Source organism: Streptomyces marokkonensis, assembly GCF_039539045.1.
Taxonomy (GTDB): Bacteria; Actinomycetota; Actinomycetes; order Streptomycetales; family Streptomycetaceae; genus Streptomyces; species Streptomyces marokkonensis.
In genome coordinates, this window is record NZ_BAABCQ010000134.1 from 1 (window position 1) to 22,030 (window position 22,030).

The window sequence follows — 22,030 nt, forward strand, 5'->3', positions numbered from 1 at the left end:
CTCCCGCCCCCTGCCCCGCATACTGTTCGGAGTCGATCAACGTTTTCTGAACGCGTTCAGAAAACACCACAGAGACACCCACGGGAGGGGAAAGCGCGATGCGCAAGGGGGTGAAGGCCGCCGTCATAGGCGGCGTGTTCGCCGTGATGGTGGGCGGGGCCGGGTACGGCGCCTACAACGTGGTGTCGGCTCTGGACGGGGGCTCGGGGGCCTCCGGAGGGTCGGCCAAGAGCGGACCGCCGAGCGGCGACGAGGTCGAGGAGACGGCGGAGAAGTTCTTCACAGCCTGGGAGAAGGGTGACGCGACGGCGGCTGCGTCCCACACGAACAACTCCGCGGTCGCCGGGACGCTGCTGGCGGCGTACGGCGAGGAAGCGCACATCACCGGCGTCGAGATCACGCCCGGTACGACGACCGGCACCGCCGTGCCGTTCACGGTGAAGGCGAAGGTGTCCTACGAGGGCGCGTCCGAGCCGCTGACGTACAAGAGCGAGCTGACCGTGGTGCGCGGCGAGACCAGCGGACGCGCGCTGGTCGACTGGCAGCCCTCCGTCGTCCACCCGGACCTGAAGGACGGCGACACCCTGGTCACCGGGGAGTCGGCGACCCCGCAGATCCAGGCCGTCGGCCGCGACGGCGCCGTACTGACCAAGGAGAAGTACCCCTCGCTCGGCCCGGTCCTCACCACGCTCCGGGAGAAGTACGGCGACCGGGCGGGCGGTACCCCCGGCGTGGAGCTGGTGGTCCGTCACGGGAACGGCGGCGGGGCGGACACCCCGCTGCTGACCCTGGCCGAGGGCAAGCCCGGCAAGCTGGAGACGACGCTCAGCGCGAGCGTGCAGGCGGCGGCCGAGAAGGCGGTGAAGCAGTACGGCGAGTCGTCCGTGGTGGCCGTCAAGCCGAGCACCGGCGAGGTGCTGGCCGTGGCGAACAACCGCGCGGACGGCTTCAACGCCGCCTTCCAGGGACGGGTCGCCCCCGGCTCCACCATGAAGATCATCACCGCGGCGATGCTCATCGACAACGGCGTGACCTCGATGAACGGCCCGGCGCCCTGCCCCGACACGGCGACCTGGCAGAGCCAGACCTTCAAGAACCTCACCGGCATGCCGGCCAACGAGGGCGCCACCCTCGCCAACACCTTCATGCGGTCCTGCAACACGGGCTTCATCAAGCTCATCGACGAGAAACCGCTCACGGACGCCTCGTTGACGGCGGAGGCCGAGGAGCGCTTCGGGCTGGGACGCGACGACTGGAAGACCGGTGTCGTCTCCTTCGACGGCAAGGTCCCCGCCGTGAGCGGCCCGGACCGCGCGGCGAACGCCATCGGTCAGGGCCAGGTCCAGATGAACCCGCTCAACATGGCGTCCGTGACGGCGACCGCCGTCACCGGCGAGTTCCGCCAGCCCTACCTGGTCTCGCCCGGCCTGGACGACCGGAAGCTCGCCACCGCCAAGGGCCTGCCGCAGAGCACTGCCACGCAGCTCAAGCAGATGATGCGACTCACCGCCACCCAGGGCACCGCCCAGGAGGCCATGTCCGGACTCGGCGGCGACATCGGCGCCAAGACCGGATCGGCCGAGGCCGACGGGAAGGCCACGTCCGACAGCTGGTTCACCGGCTTCCGGGGCGACGTCGCGGCGGCTGCCATGGTCGAGGACGGCGGCCACGGCGGCGACGCGGCCGGCCCGATCGTGGCGGACGTACTGCGCGCGGGAGGCTGAATCCGGTCGGACGGGCCGGACGAAAGCCCCTAATGTGGTCGCCGTCGTTGAAAGCATGAAGCAAAAGCAACGAGGGCACCGCCGGCCCCGTCCCCGACGGGCAGCGCGCGGAGGAACGGGGACGCAGTGGGCAGCAGAAGGGCCGCCGGCGAGCGGCGGAGGACGAAACCCGCCGTGGTCGGCAGTGTGGCCGCCGTGGTCGTGGCCGGCGCCGGATTCGGTGCCTACGCGGTGTACGGCGGCGGGACCGGTGCCGACGACCCCGCGCGGACGACGGCCGCGGCGGCCTCGGCGGCCGAGGAGGAGGTGAAGTCGGGCCCCCTGTCGGCCACCGAGGTCACCTCCACGGCCCAGCGGTTCCTCACCGCCTGGCAGCAGGGCGACGTCGCCGGGGCGGCCGCCGCGACCGACGACGCCGGGGCCGCCAAGGCGCTGCTCACCGGCTGGACCAAGGACGCCCGCGTCAAGGACGCCACGTTCACCGCGGGCACCCCGGCCGGGGAGAAGGTCCCGTTCTCCGTGAAGGCCACCGTCGCCCACAAGAAGACGGCCGAGCCGTTGGCGTACGACAGCGCGCTGACCGTCGTACGCCGGGCCGGCGACGGCGAGCCGCGGGTCGACTGGCACGCCTCCGTCGTCCATCCGGAGCTGAAGGACGGCGACAAGCTGGTCACCGGGGAGGCCGGGGCGCCGCCGGTCAAGGCGCTGGACCGGGACGGCGCGGAGATCACCGCCGCGAAGTACCCGTCGCTCGGTACCGTCCTGGACGGCCTGCGCGAGAAGTACGGCAAGAAGGGCGGCGGCACCCCGGGCGTCGAACTGCGCGTGGTCCGCGGCAAGGAGTCCAAGGCGGCCAAGGCCTCCGACAAGACCCTGCTGGAGCTGAGCGAGGGCACGCCCGGCACCGTGCGGACGACCCTGGACCCCGCCCTCCAGGCCGCCGCCGAGAAGCAGGTGGCCGGCAAGGCACGGGCGTCGGTGGCCCTGCTGCGCGCCTCCACGGGCGAGATCCTCGCGGTCGCCAACGGCGGCCACGGCTTCAACACCGCCTTCCAGGGCTCACTGGCCCCCGGCTCCACGATGAAGGTCGTCACCGGCTCGATGCTGATCGAGAAGAACCTGGCGTCGATGGACAGGAAGCACCCCTGCCCGAAGTACTTCGACTACGGCGGCTGGAAGTTCCAGAACGACGACAAGTTCGAGATCAAGGACGGCACCTTCCGGGCGAGCTTCGCCCGCTCCTGCAACACGGCCTTCATCAGCCAGGCCCCGAAGCTGGAGAACGACGACCTGACCAAGCAGGCGAAGGAGGTCTTCGGCCTGTCCATGAACAACTGGTCCGTCGGCGTGCCCACCTTCGACGGCTCGGTGCCGGTGCAGAGCGCGGCCCCGATGGCCGCCTCCCTCATCGGCCAGGGTGGGGTGCGGATGAACCCGCTGAACATGGCGTCCGTGTCGGCGACCGTGAAGTCGGGCAGCTTCCACCAGCCGTACCTGGTCGCCCGGTCGGTCGACGGCCGCGAGTTCGCCAGGGCCTCCCGCACGATGTCCGCGTCCACGCTGGCACAGATGCGCGAGCTGATGTCCTACACGGCGGGGTACGGTACCGCGGCCGAGGCGATGGCCGGGGTGGGCGGTGACGCCGGAGCGAAGACCGGCTCGGCCGAGGTCGACGGCCAGGAGAAGCCCAACGGCTGGTTCACCGCGTACCGGGGCGACCTGGCCGCGGCGGGCGTGGTCCAACAGGCCGGTCACGGCGGCGACACCGCGGGACCGATCGTCGCGGCACTGCTGAGAAACGCCGGCTGACCGGCAGCGCGCGGGAACACGCGGCCGGTGGCTCAGTGGACCACCGGCCGCGCCGCCGCCGCGCGGGTCCGGCGCAGGAACCGGATGAGCGCCCTGGACTCGAACTGGACCACCGAGCAGCCCTGCAGGGTGTGGAACTCGACGACTACCTGCACCCGCCCGCACGGCCACACCCGCACCTCGCCCGTCCCGGTGGGCGTGCTCAGCCCCTGCTCCAGCAGCGCCTTGGAGAAGACCCACTCGCGGGAGCCGGGAGCGCGGCCCCGCGCGGGCAGACCGACGCAGACGGATCGCGGGTCACGGTCGGGGTCGTAGCGCAGCACGACGGGTATGGCTCCGCCGTCGCCCTCGTCCGGGCTGTCGGAGTCCGTCAGGACGCGGGCTCGTGCGTACTGTTCGACTACGGACATCGGATCGCCCCTTACCCTGTGCCGCCGTTGTGCCGCCGTTGCGAAAGGCGTGCGCCCACCCCGTACGCCACCTACTCCAATGTCCCATATTTCCCGCACCACACCCTTCGGGCCATATATCACATGTGAGATCGGCCTTGGCCCCGTTCCCGGAATCGCGGACGGCCGAAGACGGTTGCACCGACTGTCGCAGTGGGTCGGAAGGGACGTACGAAAGTGGACGTGGACGTGGGCGTGGGCGCGGGCGTGGACCCGGTGGTGGACGTGGAAGCGATCGTGGATGTGCGCGGCACAGTGGCCGAGGGTTTCGAGCCGGTCAGGGACGCGTTCGTACGGAACTTCACGGCGCTGGGCGACCGGGGCGCGGCGGTCACCGTCTACCGGGACGGGCGCAAGGTCGTCGACCTGTGGGGCGGAACCAGGGACGTCGACGACACGGACGGCACCGCACCGTGGCGCCGGGGCACCGCCCAGGTCGTGCGCTCGGCGACGAAGGGCGTCGCCGCCGCCGTACCGCTGCTGCTGCACCAGCGCGGGGTGCTGGACCTGGACGCGCCGGTGGCCGAGTACTGGCCCCGCTTCAAGGCGCACGGCAAGGAGCGGGTGCTGGTCCGGCACGTGCTGAACCACCGGGCCGGGCTGCCGGTCCTCGACCACCCGCTCACCCCGGAACAGGCGCTCGACCCGGCGCGGGGCCCGGAGGCCGTCGCCACCCAGGAACCCGTCTGGGAGCCGGGCACCGACCACGGCTATCACGCGCTCACGTACGGGTGGCTGCTCGACGAACTCGTCCGCGGGGCGACGGGCGGGCGGAGCACCGGTGAATGGATCGCGGACGAGATCGCCCGGCCGCTGGGTCTGGACCTGTGGCTCGGCCTGCCCGCCGCCCAGGAGGCGGCGGGCCGGGCCGGGCGCGTCGGACGCCTCGAGGACCCCGAACCGTCGGGAAGCGGACCACGCCTGCGTCCCAAACGCTCCGTCACCGAGGCCTACGCCGACCCCGGTTCGCTCACCCGCCGCGCCTTCGCCGCGATCACGCCCTTCCCCGACCAGAACGACCCGGCGTACCGGGCGGCGGCCCTCCCCGCGGCCAACGGCATCGCGACGGCCGACGGGCTGGCCCGCTTCTACGCGGCGCTGATCGGCGAGGTCGACGGCGAAGCCGACGGCAACGGCAACGGTGTGACGCGGCACGCGCGCCTGTTCGACGCGGCCACGGTGGAACGGGCCCGCGCCGAGGAGTCGGCCGGTCCGGACCGGGTCCTCGTCGTGGGCACCCGCTTCGGCCTCGGCTACATGCTGCACGGCAGCGCGTCCCCGTTCCTGTCCCCGGGCTCCTTCGGCCACCCGGGCCGCGGCGGCGCCCTGGGCTTCGCCGACCCGGAGGCGGGCATCGCCTTCGGCTACGTCACCAACGGCTTCCGCAAGACCGTCACGGCGGACCCGCGGGCGCAGGCACTGGTACGGGCGGTGCGGGCATCACTGCCCCGGACCGGGACCGGCTCAGACGTGGATGGGGTGTGAGGTCCTCCCCGACGCCGCGTCGATGTCCTCGTGCGCCTTGGTGAGCAGTTGCATCGCCAGCTCGTTCAACGCCCGCGCCCCCGCGACCTCTTCGCCGACCCTCGGCTGATTGGCGTCGACGCGGTGACGGCTGGCGTGGCCGTGCCCGCGGACCTCGCTGCCGTCGGGCAGCCGCACCATCGCGGCCGCCCGTGTGTGCTGGTCGTCCTCCATGAACTCCAGCTCGACATGCCATCCCACTGCGGTGTGCATCATGACGATCACCTCCGGACCTCCGGAACACCTCCTTCCAGGGTGCTCCTCGCCGCCGCCGTACGCACCATCGGGGTCACTCGGGGCGCTCGCGCACGTCCACGAGGGTGGCGCCGGCGGTGGCGACCAGTTCCTCGGGCTCCATCGGGAAGACGGCGTACGGGGTGCCGGCGGCGGCCCAGACGACCTCGTGGCGGAGGAGGGAACGGTCGGCGAGCACCCGGGTCCTGTTCCGGTGGCCGAAGGGCGGCACGCCGCCGATGGCGTACCCGGTCGTCTCCCGTACGACGTCGGCCTTGGCCCGGGTGACCTTTCCGGCGCCGAGTTCCTCCCGGACCCGCTCGAGGTCGACGCGGGAAGCGCCGTCCATGAGGACCAGCACCGGCACTCCGTCGGCGGCGAAGATGAGCGACTTGCAGATCTGGTTCAGATCGCACCCGATCGCTGCGGCGGCCTCGGCGGCGGTGCGGGTGGCCTCCGGGAAGCGCCGGGCCTGTCCGGCCAGTGCACCGAGGCCGAGTCCGCGCAGGGCCTCGGCGAAACGGGGGTGGGCGGCGGGGGTCTCGGAGGCGTCGTCGGTCGTCGTCATGCTGGGCACCGTAACGGTACGTGCAGCGGGCAGGCGACCGGGTCTCGGCACCCCCGCGCAAGAGCAAGAGGAAGCCGGTGAGGGCAGCCCCGTCCCCACGGAAGCCCTCACCGGCTGGTCTGTTGTCCTCCCCTGGCAGCCCTGTCAGTCCTGTCGGAGGCCGTCGGTCCTGTCGGAGCCGGTCCTGTCGGAGACTGTCAGTCCTGTCGGAGGCTGTCAGAGGTGGAACGTCAGGTGCGTGCCAGCTCCCGGTCCTCGTCGGGGCCCGAGCCCCGCTCCTCGGCCGTGCGCAGGCCCTCGCCCTCGACGTCCACGTTGGGCAGCGCGCGGTCCAGCCACTTCGGCAGCCACCAGGCCTTCTTGCCGAGCAGGGCGAGGACCGCCGGGACGATGGCCATGCGGACGACGAACGCGTCGAAGAAGACGGCGATCGCCAGGCCGAAGCCGATCATCTTGATCATCGATTCGCCGGAGCCGATGAAGCCCGCGAAGACCGCCATCATGATGACCGCCGCGGCCGAGACGACCCTCGCACCGTGCTTGAAGCCGGTCACGACCGCCTGGTCGGGCTTCTCGCCGTGGACGTAGGCCTCCCTCATACGGGTGACCAGGAAGACCTCGTAGTCCATCGCCAGGCCGAAGACCACGCCGACCATGAAGATCGGCATCATCGACATGACCGGACCGGTCTCCTCGACGCCCATCAGGCCGGACAGCCAGCCCCACTGGAAGACCGCGACGACGGCGCCGAGGGCCGCCATGACGGAGAGCAGGAAGCCGAGGGCCGCCTTCAGCGGGACCAGGATCGAGCGGAACACGACGATCAGGAGCAGGAAGGCCAGGCCGACGACCAGGACCAGGTACGGCAGCAGCGCGTCGTTCAGCTTCTCGCTCACGTCGATGTTCATCGCCGTCGAGCCGGTGACCAGGGTCTCCGCGCCGGTCTTCGCCTCGATGTCGCCGCCCGCGTCACGGATGGCGTGCACCAGGTCCTCGGTCTGGACGGAGGACGGCTTGGAGTCCGGGACCACGGTGATCGTCGCGGTGTCGCCGCCCTTGTTGGGTGCGGGCGGGGTCACCGCCACGACGTCGTCGAGGTTCTTGATCTCGTTCGACACGTCGGTGAAGACCTGCTGCGGGGCGTCGCTGCCCTTGGCGTCCACGACGACCATCAGCGGACCGTTGAAGCCCGGGCCGAAGCCCTCCGAGAGCAGGTCGTACGCCCGGCGCTGGGTGGTGGACGTCGGCTGGGAGCCGTCGTCGGGCAGGCCCAGTTCCAGGGAGGCCGCGGGGATCGCGGCGGCCCCGAGGCCGATGACGCCCAGGAGGAGGACGGCCAGCGGGCGGCGGACGACGAAGCGCGCCCAGCGGGTGCCCAGGTTCTCCTTCGGCTGCCGCTCCGTGTTGTCGTTGTCCGAACCCGTGCGCCGGTCCGAGCCCTCGCGGGCGCCGCCCAGGAGCTTGCTCTTCGCGCCGGCCGGCTTGACCCTGCGGCCGGCGTAGCCGAGCAGTGCGGGGACCATCGTCAGGGCGATCAGGACCGCGATGGCGACGGTGCCGGCCGCCGCGACGCCCATCTTGGTCAGCATCGGGATGTTGACGACCGCGAGACCGACCAGGGCGATGACGACCGTGAGTCCGGCGAAGACGACCGCGGAGCCCGCGGTGCCGACCGCCCGGCCCGCGGCCTCCTCGCGCTCCCGCCCGTCGGCGAGTTCGGCACGGTAACGGGAGACGATGAACAGGGCGTAGTCGATGCCGACCGCGAGGCCGATCATCATCGCCAGGATGGAGGTGGTGGAGCCCAGTTCGAGCGCGCTGGCCAGCGCGGTGATCGAGGCGACGCCGATGCCGACGCCGATGAGGGCGGTGAGGAGGGGCAGACCGGCCGCGACCAGCGAGCCGAAGGTGATGACGAGGACGACGGCGGCCACCGCGATGCCGATGATCTCCGTGGTGCCGGTGTGCGGGACGGCCTGGAGCGCGTCACCGCCGATCTCGACACTCAGCCCGGCGTCGCGCGCCTGCTGGGCGGCGTCCTCCAGGGCGTCCTTGGTGGTGTCCTCCAGCTCCATGCCGGAGACGTCGTACTTCACCGACGCGTAGGCGATCGTGCCGTCCTGGCTGACGGCGTTGCCCGTGTACGGGTCGGCGACCGAGGCGACCTCGGAGCCGTCCGCCAGCTCGCCGACGGTCTCCTCGACGGTCGCCTTGTTCCCGGCGTCCGTCATCTTCTCGCCGGACGGTGCCTTGAAGACGACGCGTGCGGTCGCCCCGTCGGCGCTGGTGCCGGGGAAGCGCTCCTCCAGCAGGTCGAAGGCCTTCTGGGCCTCGGTGCCGGGGATCGAGAAGGAGGTGGTGCCGGCGGGCGGGGCACTGGCAGCGCCGACGCCCGCGAGCGTCAGCAGCGCCACCCATATCAGGGCGACGAAGTGCCGCCGGCGGAAGGAGAGCCGGCCTAGTTTGTAGAGGAACGTGGCCACGAGGGCGTACTCCCGGTCAGGTCGTGGGATCTTCAGGGCAGGGGTGATCGGCCCGACGACGTGAGCGGTGACGTCAGATGGGGCTCAGATGGGGGACGTGTCAGGGGGACGACACGTCAGGGGATGACGTGTCGGGGGGAACGTGTCAGGGGTGTGTCAGGTGGTGGGGACGCCGAGGGCGGGGAGGATCACGGCGTCGATGTAGGAGGTGAGGAAGGCCTTGGTCGGTGGCTGGTCCTCGAGCAGCGCGCGGGTGGCGAAACCGCCGACCAGCATGGGCACGAGGAAGTCCAGTGCCGGGCAGTCCGGTCTGATCTCGTCCCGGTCGACGGCGCGTTCCAGCAGGCCTCGGAGCGCCACCATCTCGGGTTCGATGAGCTGTTCCCGGAAGGCCTGGCGCAGGTCCGGGTTCTGGTGGAGCGCCATGGCCAGACCCCGCATCAGGGCGGAGTTCTGTTCCATGGTGCAGTCGTCGTCGTGGGCGATCAGCGCGTGCAGATCGCCCCGGAGCGTGCCGGTGTCGACCTCGCCGATCTCACCGGGCTTGTTGTGCCGCACGGCCTTGACGACCAGCTCGGCCTTGCCGCCCCACTGGCGGTAGAGCGTCGCCTTGCTGGACCGGGTGCGGGCCGCCACGGCGTCCATGGTGAGGGCGTCGTAGCCGACTTCCCGGAGCAGATCCAGCACGGCCTCGTACAGCTCGGCCTCGCGCTCGGGAGTGATCCGACTGCGGCGCGCGGCGGTGACCACGGTCATCCCATTCGCTCCTCTCGTCCTCCACTCCGTCGTCCACTTCGGTGAACGACACCGTTTCGTACAGGACGAATGTACTCCACCTCTCTAACGAAACGAAACGGTTTCGTTCGTGGCCTGCGTCACGGTCGTCGGATACTCATAAGTGGCGGGCCGAGTTGCCGGGGCCCGGCCCCCGGCAAAGCATGGGGCAGGTGAGTTATCTGCGCCTTCCGCACCTCAGTGGCGGTCAACTGTGTTTCGTGGCCGAGGACGACCTCTGGCTCGCGGATCTCGACAGTCCGGGCCGTGCCTGGCGGCTCACCGTCGACCGCACCAAGGCCGGCCACCCGCGCTTCTCGCCCGACGGCCGCCACATCGCGTACACCAGCTGGCGCAGTCTGGTGCCGGAGGTCCACCTCGTGCCGGTGGACGGCGGCCCCGGACGGCAGCTCACCCATTGGGGCGGCCTCGACACCCGGGTCTGCGGCTGGTCGCCGCCCGATTCCGACAGCCCCGCCGCCATCCTCGCCGTCGCCTCGCACGGAGAGCCCTTCTCCCATCTGACCTGGGCCTACAAGGTCACTCCCGACGTCGACCCGGGCCGCAAACTGCCCTGGGGGCCGGTCACCGACGTCCAGGCCGCCGATTTCGACGGGGAGCGCAGGACCCTGCTCCTCACGGGCACTCCGCCGCACGAACCGGCCGCCTGGAAGCGCTATCGGGGCGGTGCCACGGGCCGGCTCTGGCTGCACGGCCGACGGCTCCTGCCCGACCTCCGGGGCCATCTGCACTCCCCCATGTTCGTCGGCGGCCGGATCGCCTTCCTCTCCGACCACGAGGGCGTCGGCAACCTCTACTCCTGCGCCCACGACGGCTCCGACCTGCGCCGCCACACCGACCACGACGCCTGCTACGCCCGGCACGCCGCGAGCGACGGCGACCGTGTGGTGTACCAGTGCGCGGGCGACCTGTGGATCGTCGACGACCTGGCGTCCGGCTCGGTGCCGCGCCGGCTCGACGTCCGGCTGAGCGGGCCGCGCGTGGGACGGCGTACGTACCAGGTGCCCGCCGCCCAGCACGTGGGCGGCATCTCCGTGGACGAGACGGGCCGCGCGAGCGCCGTCGTCGTACGCGGCAGCCTGTACTGGCTCACCCACCGCGACGGCCCGGCCCGCACCCTCGCCGACACGCCGGGGGTACGGGTGCGGCTGCCGGAGATGCTCGGGGCCAGCGGACGGATCGCGTACGCGACGGACGCGGAGGGCGAGGACGCCGTCGAGATCGCCCACCTGCCCCGGGCCACCGGGGGCCGAGCGGCCCGGCGCCTGGCCTCCGGGAAGCTGGGCCGGGTCCTGGAGCTGGTCTCGGACCCCGCGGGCGAGCGGCTCGCCATCGCCTCGCACGACGGCCGGCTGCTGCTGCTCGACGTCTCGGAGGAGGACGCGGAGGTCGCCCTGGCGCTGGACACGGCGGATGCCGGGATCCCCGCGGAGGCGCTGGGCACCGAGACCCCGGCGGAGACTTCCGACACCGGGACACCGGTGGAGGCGGTGGACACGGCGGATGCCGGGATCCCCGAGGAGGAAGCGGCCACGGCGGATGCCGACACCGGCGCGGTGGGGGGCGACGCGGGCGGCCTCACCGGTGCCCCCGGCGGCGAGGTCACCGAGCTGATCAGGTCTGCCAACGGCCCCGTGCGCGACCTCGCTTTCTCCCCGGACGGGGCCTGGCTGACCTGGTCGCACCCGGGCATCGGGCGCTCGCTGCGGCAGATCAAGATCGCCCGGATCGACGGCCGGTACAAGCAGGGCGAGCACACCGGCCAGAACGGCCACAGCGGGCAGAACGGCCAACAGGGCCCCCTCGTCCTCGACGTCACCAACGGCCGCTTCGAGGACGAGAACCCGGTCTTCACCAGGGACGGCCGCTACCTCGCCTTCCTCTCCTGGCGCGGTTTCGACCCGGTGTACGACGTGCACACCGGGGACCTGTCCTTCCCGCTGGGCTGCCGCCCCTACCTGGTGCCGCTGTCCTCCGCGACCCCCTCCCCCTTCGCGCTGAACCCGGAGGGCCGCCCCGCCGCCGGGGGCCTGGACCCGCTGGAGGACGAGACCGGTGAGGGCGGCGCGGTGACCGTCGAGGCCGAGGGACTGGAGTCCCGGGTGACGCCGTTCCCGGTCACCGCGTCCAAGTACTCGACGCTGTGCCCGGTCGTCGGCGGCGGCCTGGTCTGGCTGCGCTGGCCGATCTCGGGCGCGCTCGGCGAGACCTTCGCCAATCCGGCGGACCCGAGCGAACAGCCCACGCTGGAGCACTTCGACCTCGCCAAGGCGAGGAAGTCCGAACTGGTCGACCACCTGGACTGGTTCCGGGTCAGCGGCGACGGCAGCCGCCTGGTCGTGCTCGACGAGGGCGACCTGCGCGCCGTACCGGCGACCGAGGCGGGCGACGGCGACTCGACCACCTGGATCGACCTGCGCCGCATCCTGCACGAGGTCGACCCGGCCGCCGAGTGGCGCCAGGCGTACGACGAGGCGGGCCGCCTGATCCGCGCCTACTTCTGGGACCCCGGCATGTGCGGCATCGACTGGGACGCGGTGCTGGGCCAGTACCGCCCACTGCTCGAACGGGTCGCCTCCCCGGACGAGTTCGCCGATCTGCTCCGCGAGGTACTCGGCGAACTCGGCACCTCGCACGCCTACGTCGCCGCCGCCCGGCGCAACGAGGGCCCGGCGCACTACCAGCGCCGACAGGGCCTGCTCGGCGTCAACTTCGCCTGTCGGGACGGCCACTGGACGGTCCGGCGCATCCTGCCCGGCGACTCCTCCGACTCCAGGGCCCGCTCGCCGCTGGCCGGCACGGGCATCCGCGAAGGAGCGGTACTGACCCACGTGGACGGCAGGCCGGTGGACCCGGTGACGGGACCGTATCCGCTGTTGGCGGGTGCGGGCGGTACGACGGTGGAGCTGACCTTCGCACCGGCGGAAGGCGGCCCGGGACCGTCCCGCCGGGTCGCCGTCGTCCCCCTGGTCGACGAGCGTCCCCTGCGCTACCAGGACTGGGTGACCAAACGCCGTGAGGTGGTACGGAAGTTGAGCGGCGGGCGGTGCGGCTACCTGCACATCCCCGACATGGGCGGCTCCGGCTGGGCGCAGTTCAACCGGGACCTGCGCATGGAGGTGTCCCGGCCCGCGCTGATCGTGGACGTGCGCGGCAACGCGGGCGGGCACATCAGCGAACTCGTCATCGAGAAGCTGACCCGTACCATCCTGGGCTGGGACCTGACGCGCGACGCGCAGCCGGAGTCCTACACCTCCAACGCCCCGCGCGGGCCGGTCGTGGCGGTCGCGGACGAGGCGACGTCCTCCGACGGCGACATGATCACGGCCGCGTTCAAGCTGCTGCGGCTCGGCCCGGTGGTCGGGCAGCGCACCTGGGGCGGGGTGGTCGGCATGACCGGCCGGCACCGCCTCGGCGACGGCACGGTGATCACGGTGCCGATGAACGCGGCCTGGTTCGACACGTACGGCTGGTCCGTGGAGAACTACGGCGTCGATCCCGACGTAGCGGCGATGCGCACCCCGCTGGACTGGGCCGAGGGCCGCTACCCGGTGCTGGACGAGGCGGTCCGGCTGGCGCTGGAGCTGCTGGAGACCGATCCGCCCGCCACGCCGCCCGGTTACGACGACGTACCGGACCGCTCGCGACCGCAGCTGCCGCCGAGGCCGTGACGTCGCGGTCCACGGGCCGTCGCGGACCACGGGCCGTCGCGGTCCACGGGCATGGCATGAAGACATGAAGAAGGGGCGCCCTCCCGATGGGAGGCGCCCCTTCGGCTCAGCGGCGGCGCGTCAGGCGTCGAAGCTCTCCTCGAGCCGCTCGTCCGCGTCACGGCGGCGCGAGGACTGGCCCCGCTCGCCCGCCTCCTGGCGACGGGATGACGACGGGTCCGTCTCGTCCTCGTCGCGGCGGCGGTCGCGGTTCTGGAACTGCTCCCTGGCCTGGTCGGCCCGCTGCTTGCCCTGCTGCTGCATGCGCTCGGCCTTGTCCTGGAACTGATCCTTCATACCCATGTGGGTTCACTCCTGTGATGTTCGGGCCCGGCCGGATCGGCCTGGCCCGATCAGATTCACATGGGCCGTGACCCTGCGCATGTCGATCACTTACGTACGGTAACCGCGCTGGTCGAGCGTTGTTCGTCGGCCGCTCCGCCCGCACCGACCAGGCCCGTGCGCACGCTGTCAAGCCGGTCGCCGAAGCGCCGCATCTCGCGCTGCCCGACGGTGCCGAGGACGGACGGCAGGTAGCCGCGCACGCCCTGCATGCCGCGCAGCCACCACTGCGCGTAGACGTGGGCGGAGCGGCGCTCGATGCCCTCCACGAGCCGGTCGACCGCCGGACCCAGCGGATAGGTCTTGTTGGACGGCCAGGGCAGCCGCTGCCGCAGTTCGCGCATGACGTCGTCCTGGTCGGCGCCGCGCACCATGTCGGTGTCGGTCCAGGACAGGTAGCCGACGCCGACCTTCACGCCCCGGTGGCCGACCTCGCCGCGCAGGCAGTGCGCGTACGCCTCGACACCGGACTTGGAGGCGCAGTAGGCGCTCATCATCGGCGCGGGCGTGATGGCGGCGAGGGACGCGACCTGGAGCAGGTAGCCGCGACTCTCCAGCAGTGCCGGCAGGAAGGCGCGGGCGGTGACCGCCGAGCCGATCAGGTTGACCTCGATCACCCGCCGCCAGGAGTCCGGGTCGGAGTCGACGAAGGGCCCGCCGGTGGCGACGCCCGCGTTGGCGACGACGATGTCGATCCGGCCGAAGCGTTCCTCGACCTCCGCCGCCACCCGGGCCATCACCTCGTGGTCGGTGACGTCGGCGTGCCAGTGGTCGCTGTCGCTGTGCAGCCGTGCGGATACCTGCTTGAGCGCGTCCGGTTCGAGGCCGACCAGGGCGACCCTCACCCCGCGCGCGGACAGCTTGCGGGCCAGCAGCTCCCCGACGCCCCGCGCGGCTCCGGTGACGACGGCGACCCGCCCCTCCAGCCTCGCCCTGCCGCTCCCCTTGCCGTTCCCCCTGCTGCTCAGGCTGCTCATGCGCTCTCCTCGGCGTGTGCGGCGTTCTCGGCGTTCTCGATGCGGTCGGCGGGCAGGTGGGTGGCGGCGAGGGCGCGTATCTTCCCGGTGACCAGGTCCGGCGCTTCCACCGGCGTCATGTGACCGATGCCCACAAGCTCCGTGAGGCCCACGCAGTTGGGCAGCGCGGCGGCCAGCGCGCGGGCGTGCGCGGGCGGGGTCAGCCGGTCGGCGGTGCCGACGACGACCTCGACCGGCATCCTCAACTCCCGTACACCGTGGTCGAGGTCGAGGAGATCGAGCACCTGGGACCAGGCGTGCCGCACCCCGCGCGGGCAGGCGTGCACGACGCGGGCGCAGGCGTCGACCATGTGCGGGGCCGAACCGGGGCCCATCGTCCCGTACTTGAGGACCCGGCGGGTGACCGGTGTGACCGGTCCGAGCGGCGCGCGGGACCCGAGGACCCGCCGGGTCAGCCAGGTCCGCACCCGGCCCTCCCCCAGGGGCACGACGGTCGAGGACGCCACCAGCCGGGAACTGCCCGTGCTGCACAGCAGGACGGCCGCCGCGTGCGCGCGCACCGCGGGCCGGGTCGCGGCGGCCATCACCGTCATCCCGCCCATGGAGTGTCCGGCGATCACGGCCTGTTCGCCGGGCGCGAGCGTGGCCTCCAGGACGGCCTCGAGGTCGTCGGCGAGAGCCTCGGTGCCGCACGCCGGGTTGGCAGGACTGCGGCCGTGGCCGCGCTGGTCGTAGGCGATGACGCGGTGGTCGGTGGCCAGGGCGCGGATCTGCGCCGCCCAGAAGGCGGTCGAGCAGGCCCAGCCGTGCGCGAGAACGACCGCGGGGGCGTTCTCGGGGCCGTGCACCTGGACGTGTGTCCGGGCGCCGTCGGCGGCGGTGACGGTCAGCTCGTGGGCGGGGACGGGCGGGGCGTACGGCCCGGCGGCGACGTGCGGGAGGCGGCTCACGCGCCCACCTCCGCGTCCGCGCCGGGCGCCGCTTCGGCATCCGCGCCGGGCGCCGCTTCGGCATCCGCGTCCGCGCCGGGCGCCGCTTCGGCGTCCGCGTCCGCCCCCGAGGCCGGCTGCTCGGCCACGGCCGGGCGCACCACCTGGTACTCCGCGAGGTCCACGCGCCGGGTCGCGCGCCGGAACTCGGCGGTCGTGCCGGGCCAGACGGTGGTGTTGCGACCGCTCGCGTCCAGGTACCAGCTGGTGCAGCCGCCGGTGTTCCACACGGTGCGCTTCATGCGCTCCTGCACCCGGTGGTTCCAGTTCCGCACGGCGGCGGGGCGGGCGTCGAGAGCGACCCGGCCGCCGAGGACGTCGATCTGCCGCAGGTAGTCGGCCAGGTAGTTCAGTTGCGACTCGATCATGAGGATCATCGACGAGTTCCCGAGGCCGGTGTTGGGCCCGATGATCGTCATGAAGTTGGGGAAGCCGGCCGCCGAGCCGCCCCGCAGCGACTCCATCCCGCCCTTCCAGGTCTCGGCGAGGGTCCGCCCGTCCGCTCCCACGACCCGCTCGGCGATGGGCATGTCGGTGACGTGGAAACCGGTGCCGAAGATGATCGCGTCGACCTCGGCCTCGGTGCCGTCGGAGGCGACGAGGGTCGAGCCGCGCACCTCACCGAGCCCGCTCGCGACGACGTCGACATTGGGCCGGGCGAGCGCCGGGTAGTACGCGCTGGACAGCAGGATGCGCTTGCAGCCGATGCGGTAGTCGGGGGTGAGCCTGGCGCGCAGCGCCGGGTCCTTGACGGCGGCGGCCATGTTGCGCTTGGCGATCTGCTCGACGAAGCCCAGTTCGCCCGGGTGCTTGGTGAAGGCCTGCACCTGGAGTTCCCGGATGCCCCACAGCAGCCCGCGGCGCAGCTTGGTGGTCACGGGCAGCGCCCGGTGCAGGGCGCGCTCGGCGCCGCTGATCGCCCGGTCCATGCGGGGCATCACCCAGGCCGGGGTGCGCTGGAAGAGGGTGAGGCCGCCCACCTTCGGCTGGATGGCCGGCACGATCTGGATGGCGGAGGCGCCGGTGCCGATCACGGCGACGCGCTTGCCGGTGAGGTCGTAGTCGTGGTCCCAGCGGGCCGAGTGGAAGACCTTGCCGGGGAAGGATTCCAGGCCCGGGATGTCCGGGACCTTGGGGTCGGACAGCGGCCCGGTGGCGGAGACGACGACGTCGGCGGTCAGCCGGCCGCTCGCGGTCTCGATCTCCCACCGCAACCGCTCGCCGTCCCACGCCATCCGCCGCACCTCCGAGTCGAAGCGGAGGTGGGGGCGCAGCCCGAAGGTGTCGGCCACGTGCTCCAGGTAGGCCCGGATGTGCTCCTGGCCGGAGAAGGCGCGCGGCCATTCGGGGTTGGGCGCGAAGGAGAAGGAGTACAGGTGGGACGGCACGTCGCAGGCACACCCGGGGTAGCTGTTGTCCCGCCAGGTGCCGCCTACGCTGCCGGACCTCTCCAGGACGACGAAGTCGGTGATCCCCTCGCGCCGCAGCCGCACCGCGGCCCCCAGCCCACCGAAGCCGGACCCGACCACCGCCACCCGGACGTGTTCTTGCACCTGCTCGTGCTCGGCCATCCCGAAGCCTCCACGCGTCGCCCAGAACTCCGCCAGTGAACACTGGCGCAATGGGGAGAGTAGAACAGCTCCGTACTCATGGGTAGGGGTCGGACCGAAGAAAGTTACCGCCGGTACGACTTAGGGTCGGGGCGTGACCGAGAAGCGTGAATACCGCATGGAGGAACTGGCCGGACTGGCCGGCATCACGGTGCGCACCCTGCGCTTCTACCGCGAACGCAAACTGATCCCGCCGCCCCGCCGCGAGGGCCGCATCGCCTGGTACGACGACCACCACCTGGCCCGCCTGCGCACCATCGCCGCCCTGCTGGAACGCGGCCACACCCTCAACGGCATCGCGGAACTCGCCGACGCCTTCGACCACGGCCGAGACGTCGGCGACCTACTGGGCCTGGGCGAACCCACCGAGGAGACCCCGGTCCGCCTCACCCCCGAGGAACTCGCCGCCCGCTTCGAGGGCGAGGTCACCCCCGAGAACCTGGCCGCCGCGATGGACCTCGGCTACCTCGGCACCGACGGCGACGAACTCGTCCACATCAGCCACCGCCTGCTGGAGGTCTCCTCCGCCCTGGTCCGCGAGGGCATCCCGCTCGGCGAGGTCCTCCGGGCCGGCGCCCGCGTCCGCGAACACGCCGACGCCCTCGCCGACCTCTTCACCGGCCTGATCCTGCGCCACGCCCCCGAGCAGGACCTCCACCGCCTGCGCCCGCTGGCCCGCAGCGTGGTGGAGGCGGAACTGTCACTGGCGATGGACCGACGGTTCCAGAAGCGGACGGACTAGGGAGTCAGTGGCCGTAGACCACCGTGACCGGCGCGTGGTCGGACCAGCGCTCGGCATGCGTCGCGGCGCGCTCGACATGGCCCTTGACCGCCTTGGCGGCCAGCCCGGGAGTGGCCAGGTGATAGTCGATGCGCCACCCTGAATCGTTGTCGAAGGCCCGCCCACGGTACGACCACCACGAGTACGGTCCTTCGACGTCCGGGTGCAGGGCGCGCACGACGTCGACGTAGCCGCCCTCGGCCGGGTCGAGGACGCGGCTCAGCCACTCCCGTTCCTCCGGGAGGAAGCCGGAGTTCTTCTTGTTGGCGCGCCAGTTCCTCAGGTCGGCCTCGCGGTGCGCGATGTTCCAGTCACCGCAGACGACGACCTCGCGCCCGTCGGCGGCGGCACGCTCGCGCAGTCCCTTGAGGTAGCCGAGGAACTCGTCCATGAAGCGGACCTTCTCGTCCTGGCGCTCGGTGCCGACCTCGCCGGAGGGCAGGTAGAGGGAGGCGACCGTCACACCGGGCAGGTCGGCCTCGACGTACCGGCCACTGGTGTCGAACTCCGTCGAGCCGAATCCGACCTGGACGCGGTCGGGCTCGCGGCGACTGTAGAGGGAGACCCCGGCGCGGCCCTTGGCGGCGGCGGGGGCGTGCGTCACGTGCCAGCCCTCGGGCGTCCGAACGTGTTCCGGCAACTGCTGGGGCTCGGCCCGCACCTCCTGGAGGCACAGCACGTCGGCGGAGGTGTCGGCGAGCCACTCCACGAAGCCCTTCTTCGCGGCGGCGCGCAGACCGTTCACATTCACGGAGGTAACGGTGAGCACCAGGGCACGATACCTGCCGCCGCACCGGGCCCCGCCCGGCGACGGCGGGGTCAGGGGCTGGAGGGTGTGTCGCCCTGGGAACCCTCGGCAGACGGCTCGACGACGAACGAGCCCTTACCCCGCACCGTCATGATCAGGCCGCGCTCACCGAGGAGCTGCAGGGCCGCCCGCGCTGTCGGGCGGGACACGTTGAACTCCTCACAGATGCCCGCCTCCGAGGGGACCCTGCGGCGGGGTGCGTAGGTTCCGTCGGCGATCCGGGCGGCGAGTATCGCGGCGATCTGCTCGTACAGGGGCTCGGGTCCTTCGAGGTCAACGGTCACCTAACGACCTCATTGAACCTACGACGATGCCTTTTGTCATATGCAGCCACCTGACAACACATGACACCATTCTCTGGGCTCTGCCCCTGCTTCTGCCCGCCACCGGGCAGCGACGGGCGAGCATCCGCACCGTGACCCCGCACACCGAAGACGCCCGTACCGCCACAGCCCGTCTCTCCCTCCCCCGCTCCCCGTACGGCGCGGACACGCCTCTCGACGGCGGGGCGGCAACCCTCGTACGCCCCTACGTCGTCGCCTGCGAGCGTGCACGCCGGCGCCGCCGCCGACTTACTCTCGTCATCGCCGCCGACTTCGGCCTCGACCTGGACCGCCATGTGATCGGCGCGAAGAGGGCCGCCTGATGCGCACGTCACCCGAACACGCCGAGCTCGACACCACACGGTCCACCGAGGCGGGCCGGGCGTGAACGCCGGTACCCCGCCCGAGCCGGGCAGATCCCGCCTGACGATCAGCACCTACCGCGTCACCCCGGAGGGACGCGAGAGCGGCCGGACCAGGGAGCGCGCCTACGCCGGTGGCGGCGACCCCGACCGGATCCCCGACTCCCCGACATGGCCGCCCTGCCGCTGCCCGCTCTGCCGGAGCCGCAGGAAGCGGTAGCCCCGGTGTCGCGCCCGTCACAGCGGGCGACGGGCGCGACACCGGCACACTGGACGATGTCCCGCTCCAGACAGCGCATCGATTCGACGGTAGGAAGCATGAACATACGCCGGGTCCCCTTCGACCACCCCGACGCCATGAAGCTGAACGACGAGGTCCAGGCCGAGTACGACGTCCGCTACGGCGACGGCGGCGACGCCACACACCTGGACCCGTCCGACTTCGCGCCGCCGAACGGCCTGTACCTCATCGCGTACGACGAGAACGACGTGCCGGTCGCTTCCGGCGGCTGGCGCGGCCAGGACGCCAACGACGAGGGCAATCTCGACGGGGACGCCGAGCTCAAGCGCATGTTCGTGGTCGAGCAGGTGCGCGGCCGAGGACTGGCCCGGCGCATCCTGGCCGCCCTGGAGGAGGACGCCCGTGCGGCGGGCCGGACCCGCATGGTGCTGGAGACCGGGACCAAGCAGCCGGAGGCCGTGGCCCTGTACACCTCCAGCGGCTACGAGCCGTGCGGGAAGTTCGGCTACTACCGCTTCCACGAGGAGAGCCTCTGCTACGCGAAGGCCCTAGAGGTTCCGTAGGCGTGCGCGGGCACCCGTAGGCACACGTGACCGATCCGCAGGCGCCCGCAGACACAGCAAGGCGGGCGGCAGCGGGCCCCGTGGGCGGCTAGACCCCCACGGGGCCCGGTCACGACTCCTGGAAACGACGAAGATCCCGTTCGATCGTGATGATCGAACGGGATCCCGTCAATGTGCGTGGACCTGTGGGGATTTGAACCCCAGACCCCCTCGATGCGAACGAGGTGCGCTACCAGACTGCGCCACAGGCCCTTGCAACGAGTGAAACTTTAGCACCCCTACCGGCCTGCTCAAAAATCGCTTCCGGGACCCGCGAGGGGGCGGCCCCGGCGGAGCGCCCCTGGCGGGGGCCGTCCGGGGGCGCCGGGGGCTACTCGTTGGCCGCGCGGGGCCGGTCCCCGTCCTCGTACTGGTCGAAGAGCGGTGTCCGGCCGCGCTCCCGGGCCCGGCGGGCGGACGCGGCACGGCGGGCGCCACTGCGCCGCGGGACCTCCGGCCGCTCCTCGGCGTCGGCGGACGGGCGGTCGGAGGCCGGACTGTCGGGAGCGGGGCCGGTCGCCGCCGCCTCCTGGTCGGCGACGGCACTCGAGCGTGCCGAACTCCACGCGTCCGGCGCCGCGAGGTCCACGTCGGGCGTGGCCCGGGGGGCGACCGGCGCGGTCACGTAGGTGGGCAGGGGGACCGGCACCGGGTCCCAGCTGTCGCCCTGCGGCCGCCGCCGGCGTTCGCGCTGCTGGTCGACCCACTCGGCGTGGTCGGTCTGCTCCACCAACGCGCGCCGGTCCGCCGCGAGCGCCGACAGGCCGGCGTCGAGTTCCGCCTCGGGGCCGTCGTCCGGCTCCTCCGCGTCGGGGTCGCCGACGGTGTCCGCGGGCGCCGTGGGGTCGGCGGGCGCACGCCGACGGGGCCGGCGAGCACCGTCGCGCAGCCGCTGCGCCGCGATCTCGGCCTGACGCCGGTCCATCTGGAAGGCGAACCGGTGGCGTTCCTGCGAACGCAGGTAGGCGATGTAGGCACTGAGCAGCACCGCGGGCACCCCGGGCGCCCACAGGAAGGCGAGTCCACCGACCGCCGCGACGACCGAGCCGAGCGTGAAGGCCAGGAACAGCATCACCGTCGTACGCCGACGGCGGGCGAGCGCCTTGGTGCGCCGGGCGCGGGCCGCGGCCGCCGGTGAGACGGGGGCGCGCCGGGCCTGCGGCACGCGCTTGCGCCCCGCGCCCGCACCGGCCTCGTGGGGCTGTCCCGCCGCAGAGGACTGCCGAGAGTCGGTGGACTGCCCGGGGTCGGTGGACTCTCCAGGGTCGGTGGACTCTCCGGGTCTGCGGCCGTGCGGACGCCCGCTCGCGTCCTGGCCCGCCGGTCCGGGCCGCTCCGCGGGCTGCTGCGGGGCGGTGGGCCGGGTGTGACGTCGGGTTCTGGACACGGCGAACGCCCGGACGTCCACCGAGTCGGTGACGGCGTCCGGGGCGTCGGCGTCGGGCTCCGCCTCGTCGGCGTAGCGCGACCGCAGGTCCTTGGCGTAACGGCGCTCCATGCCCGCTCGTCCGGACAGCAGCCGGATGGCGGTACTGAAGCGTTCCGTCGGACGGGCCTCGTTCAGCTCGTCCTGCCTACGGAGCCACATCGGCACCAAGTAGGCGGCCCAGGCCCCGACGATGACTGCGTAGATGAGGCCGCTGCTGCTCACGCCTCACACGGTAGAGGGGTTTGCGTGGGGCCATCCGCCAATTGAGCC

General features: G+C 72.3%; 20 protein-coding genes and 1 tRNA gene. 8 read left to right on the top strand and 13 right to left on the bottom strand.

Features of this window, described 5'->3' with window-relative positions:
• Nucleotides 1-98: 98 nt before the first annotated feature.
• Complete coding sequence (locus tag ABEA26_RS26650) at nt 99-1,724, top strand: penicillin-binding transpeptidase domain-containing protein (RefSeq protein ID WP_345595893.1); 1,626 nt, start codon at nt 99-101, stop codon at nt 1,722-1,724.
• A gap of 126 nt (nt 1,725-1,850) precedes the next feature.
• Nucleotides 1,851-3,533 carry a penicillin-binding transpeptidase domain-containing protein gene (locus ABEA26_RS26655; protein ID WP_345595894.1) on the top strand — a complete coding sequence of 561 codons (1,683 nt, stop codon included), beginning with the start codon at nt 1,851-1,853 and terminating at the stop codon, nt 3,531-3,533.
• A 32-nt stretch (nt 3,534-3,565) separates the two neighbouring features.
• Here ABEA26_RS26655 and ABEA26_RS26660 read toward each other — a convergent pair whose 3' ends face one another.
• Nucleotides 3,566-3,943 (bottom strand): SsgA family sporulation/cell division regulator, encoded by a 378-nt coding sequence (locus tag ABEA26_RS26660; RefSeq protein ID WP_345595895.1) that lies wholly within the window; start codon nt 3,941-3,943, stop codon nt 3,566-3,568.
• Nucleotides 3,944-4,219: 276 nt separating this feature from the next.
• Between ABEA26_RS26660 and ABEA26_RS26665 the strand changes: the two genes are divergently transcribed.
• Nucleotides 4,220-5,467, top strand: a complete 1,248-nt coding sequence (locus ABEA26_RS26665) for a serine hydrolase domain-containing protein (RefSeq protein WP_345595912.1) — start codon at nt 4,220-4,222, stop codon at nt 5,465-5,467.
• Here the strand turns inward: ABEA26_RS26665 and ABEA26_RS26670 are convergent.
• The 4 genes from ABEA26_RS26670 to ABEA26_RS26685 all read right to left on the bottom strand — a co-directional run bounded on the left by ABEA26_RS26670 (nt 5,447) and on the right by ABEA26_RS26685 (nt 9,547).
• Entirely contained in the window at nt 5,447-5,722 is a 276-nt protein-coding gene (locus tag ABEA26_RS26670) for a DUF1876 domain-containing protein (protein WP_345595896.1), read from the bottom strand. The genes ABEA26_RS26665 and ABEA26_RS26670 overlap by 21 nt on opposite strands.
• A gap of 73 nt (nt 5,723-5,795) precedes the next feature.
• On the bottom strand, nt 5,796-6,308 hold the full coding sequence (locus tag ABEA26_RS26675; RefSeq protein WP_345595897.1) for a YbaK/EbsC family protein: 513 nt from the start codon (nt 6,306-6,308) through the stop codon (nt 5,796-5,798).
• Between the two features lie 230 nt (nt 6,309-6,538).
• A complete protein-coding gene (locus ABEA26_RS26680; protein ID WP_345595898.1) occupies nt 6,539-8,791 on the bottom strand; it encodes an MMPL family transporter in 2,253 nt (750 codons plus the stop codon).
• Nucleotides 8,792-8,947: 156 nt separating this feature from the next.
• Nucleotides 8,948-9,547, bottom strand: coding sequence for a TetR/AcrR family transcriptional regulator (locus ABEA26_RS26685; RefSeq protein WP_345595899.1), 600 nt, complete (start codon nt 9,545-9,547; stop codon nt 8,948-8,950).
• 182 nt (nt 9,548-9,729) lie between these two features.
• Here ABEA26_RS26685 and ABEA26_RS26690 point away from each other — a divergent pair, with 182 nt between their 5' ends.
• Nucleotides 9,730-13,257 carry a S41 family peptidase gene (locus ABEA26_RS26690; RefSeq protein ID WP_345595900.1) on the top strand — a complete coding sequence of 1,176 codons (3,528 nt, stop codon included), beginning with the start codon at nt 9,730-9,732 and terminating at the stop codon, nt 13,255-13,257.
• Between the two features lie 120 nt (nt 13,258-13,377).
• Here ABEA26_RS26690 and ABEA26_RS26695 read toward each other — a convergent pair whose 3' ends face one another.
• The 4 genes from ABEA26_RS26695 to ABEA26_RS26710 all read right to left on the bottom strand — a co-directional run bounded on the left by ABEA26_RS26695 (nt 13,378) and on the right by ABEA26_RS26710 (nt 17,175).
• Nucleotides 13,378-13,599: a hypothetical protein gene (locus tag ABEA26_RS26695; protein ID WP_345595901.1), complete on the bottom strand. Its 222-nt coding sequence runs from the start codon at nt 13,597-13,599 to the stop codon at nt 13,378-13,380.
• Between the two features lie 86 nt (nt 13,600-13,685).
• Complete coding sequence (locus ABEA26_RS26700; protein WP_345595902.1) at nt 13,686-14,615, bottom strand: SDR family oxidoreductase; 930 nt, start codon at nt 14,613-14,615, stop codon at nt 13,686-13,688.
• On the bottom strand, nt 14,612-15,565 hold the full coding sequence (locus ABEA26_RS26705; RefSeq protein ID WP_345595903.1) for an alpha/beta fold hydrolase: 954 nt from the start codon (nt 15,563-15,565) through the stop codon (nt 14,612-14,614). Before ABEA26_RS26705 ends, ABEA26_RS26700 begins: the two co-directional genes overlap by 4 nt.
• Complete coding sequence (locus tag ABEA26_RS26710; RefSeq protein WP_345595904.1) at nt 15,562-17,175, bottom strand: flavin-containing monooxygenase; 1,614 nt, start codon at nt 17,173-17,175, stop codon at nt 15,562-15,564. The genes ABEA26_RS26705 and ABEA26_RS26710 overlap by 4 nt, the downstream gene beginning before the upstream one ends.
• Before the next feature lie 133 nt (nt 17,176-17,308).
• Between ABEA26_RS26710 and ABEA26_RS26715 the strand changes: the two genes are divergently transcribed.
• On the top strand, nt 17,309-17,956 hold the full coding sequence (locus ABEA26_RS26715; RefSeq protein WP_345595905.1) for a MerR family transcriptional regulator: 648 nt from the start codon (nt 17,309-17,311) through the stop codon (nt 17,954-17,956).
• 4 nt (nt 17,957-17,960) lie between these two features.
• Here ABEA26_RS26715 and ABEA26_RS26720 read toward each other — a convergent pair whose 3' ends face one another.
• Complete coding sequence (locus ABEA26_RS26720; protein ID WP_345595906.1) at nt 17,961-18,764, bottom strand: exodeoxyribonuclease III; 804 nt, start codon at nt 18,762-18,764, stop codon at nt 17,961-17,963.
• A 50-nt stretch (nt 18,765-18,814) separates the two neighbouring features.
• Nucleotides 18,815-19,087 (bottom strand): GntR family transcriptional regulator, encoded by a 273-nt coding sequence (locus ABEA26_RS26725; protein WP_345595907.1) that lies wholly within the window; start codon nt 19,085-19,087, stop codon nt 18,815-18,817.
• 131 nt (nt 19,088-19,218) lie between these two features.
• On the opposite strand from ABEA26_RS26725, the gene ABEA26_RS26730 reads away from it, so the two are divergent.
• The 3 genes from ABEA26_RS26730 (at nt 19,219) to ABEA26_RS26740 (ending at nt 20,292) form a co-directional block, all read left to right on the top strand.
• On the top strand, nt 19,219-19,449 hold the full coding sequence (locus tag ABEA26_RS26730; RefSeq protein ID WP_425587904.1) for a hypothetical protein: 231 nt from the start codon (nt 19,219-19,221) through the stop codon (nt 19,447-19,449).
• Nucleotides 19,450-19,510: 61 nt separating this feature from the next.
• Entirely contained in the window at nt 19,511-19,708 is a 198-nt protein-coding gene (locus ABEA26_RS26735) for a hypothetical protein (protein ID WP_345595909.1), read from the top strand.
• Nucleotides 19,709-19,806: 98 nt separating this feature from the next.
• Complete coding sequence (locus ABEA26_RS26740; RefSeq protein WP_345595910.1) at nt 19,807-20,292, top strand: GNAT family N-acetyltransferase; 486 nt, start codon at nt 19,807-19,809, stop codon at nt 20,290-20,292.
• 178 nt (nt 20,293-20,470) lie between these two features.
• On the opposite strand, the gene ABEA26_RS26745 is transcribed toward ABEA26_RS26740, so the two are convergent.
• Together ABEA26_RS26745 and sepX are read right to left on the bottom strand one after the other, a co-directional pair.
• Nucleotides 20,471-20,544 (bottom strand) — tRNA-Ala (locus tag ABEA26_RS26745).
• A gap of 118 nt (nt 20,545-20,662) precedes the next feature.
• A complete protein-coding gene (gene sepX / locus ABEA26_RS26750) occupies nt 20,663-21,982 on the bottom strand; it encodes a divisome protein SepX/GlpR (protein WP_345595911.1) in 1,320 nt (439 codons plus the stop codon).
• Nucleotides 21,983-22,030 lie beyond the last annotated feature (48 nt).

Bases quoted from the DNA above. Each gene is read 5' to 3' on its own strand.
- ABEA26_RS26710 (WP_345595904.1), bottom strand. From the start codon at position 17,175: ATGGCCGAGCACGAGCAGGTGCAAGAACACGTCCGGGTGGCGGTGGTC.
- ABEA26_RS26690 (WP_345595900.1), top strand. From the start codon at position 9,730: ATGGGGCAGGTGAGTTATCTGCGCCTTCCGCACCTCAGTGGCGGTCAA.
- ABEA26_RS26670 (WP_345595896.1), bottom strand. From the start codon at position 5,722: ATGATGCACACCGCAGTGGGATGGCATGTCGAGCTGGAGTTCATGGAG.
- ABEA26_RS26695 (WP_345595901.1), bottom strand. From the start codon at position 13,599: ATGGGTATGAAGGATCAGTTCCAGGACAAGGCCGAGCGCATGCAGCAG.
- ABEA26_RS26650 (WP_345595893.1), top strand. From the start codon at position 99: ATGCGCAAGGGGGTGAAGGCCGCCGTCATAGGCGGCGTGTTCGCCGTG.
- ABEA26_RS26700 (WP_345595902.1), bottom strand. From the start codon at position 14,615: ATGAGCAGCCTGAGCAGCAGGGGGAACGGCAAGGGGAGCGGCAGGGCG.
- ABEA26_RS26675 (WP_345595897.1), bottom strand. From the start codon at position 6,308: ATGACGACGACCGACGACGCCTCCGAGACCCCCGCCGCCCACCCCCGT.
- ABEA26_RS26740 (WP_345595910.1), top strand. From the start codon at position 19,807: ATGAACATACGCCGGGTCCCCTTCGACCACCCCGACGCCATGAAGCTG.
- ABEA26_RS26660 (WP_345595895.1), bottom strand. From the start codon at position 3,943: ATGTCCGTAGTCGAACAGTACGCACGAGCCCGCGTCCTGACGGACTCC.
- ABEA26_RS26685 (WP_345595899.1), bottom strand. From the start codon at position 9,547: ATGACCGTGGTCACCGCCGCGCGCCGCAGTCGGATCACTCCCGAGCGC.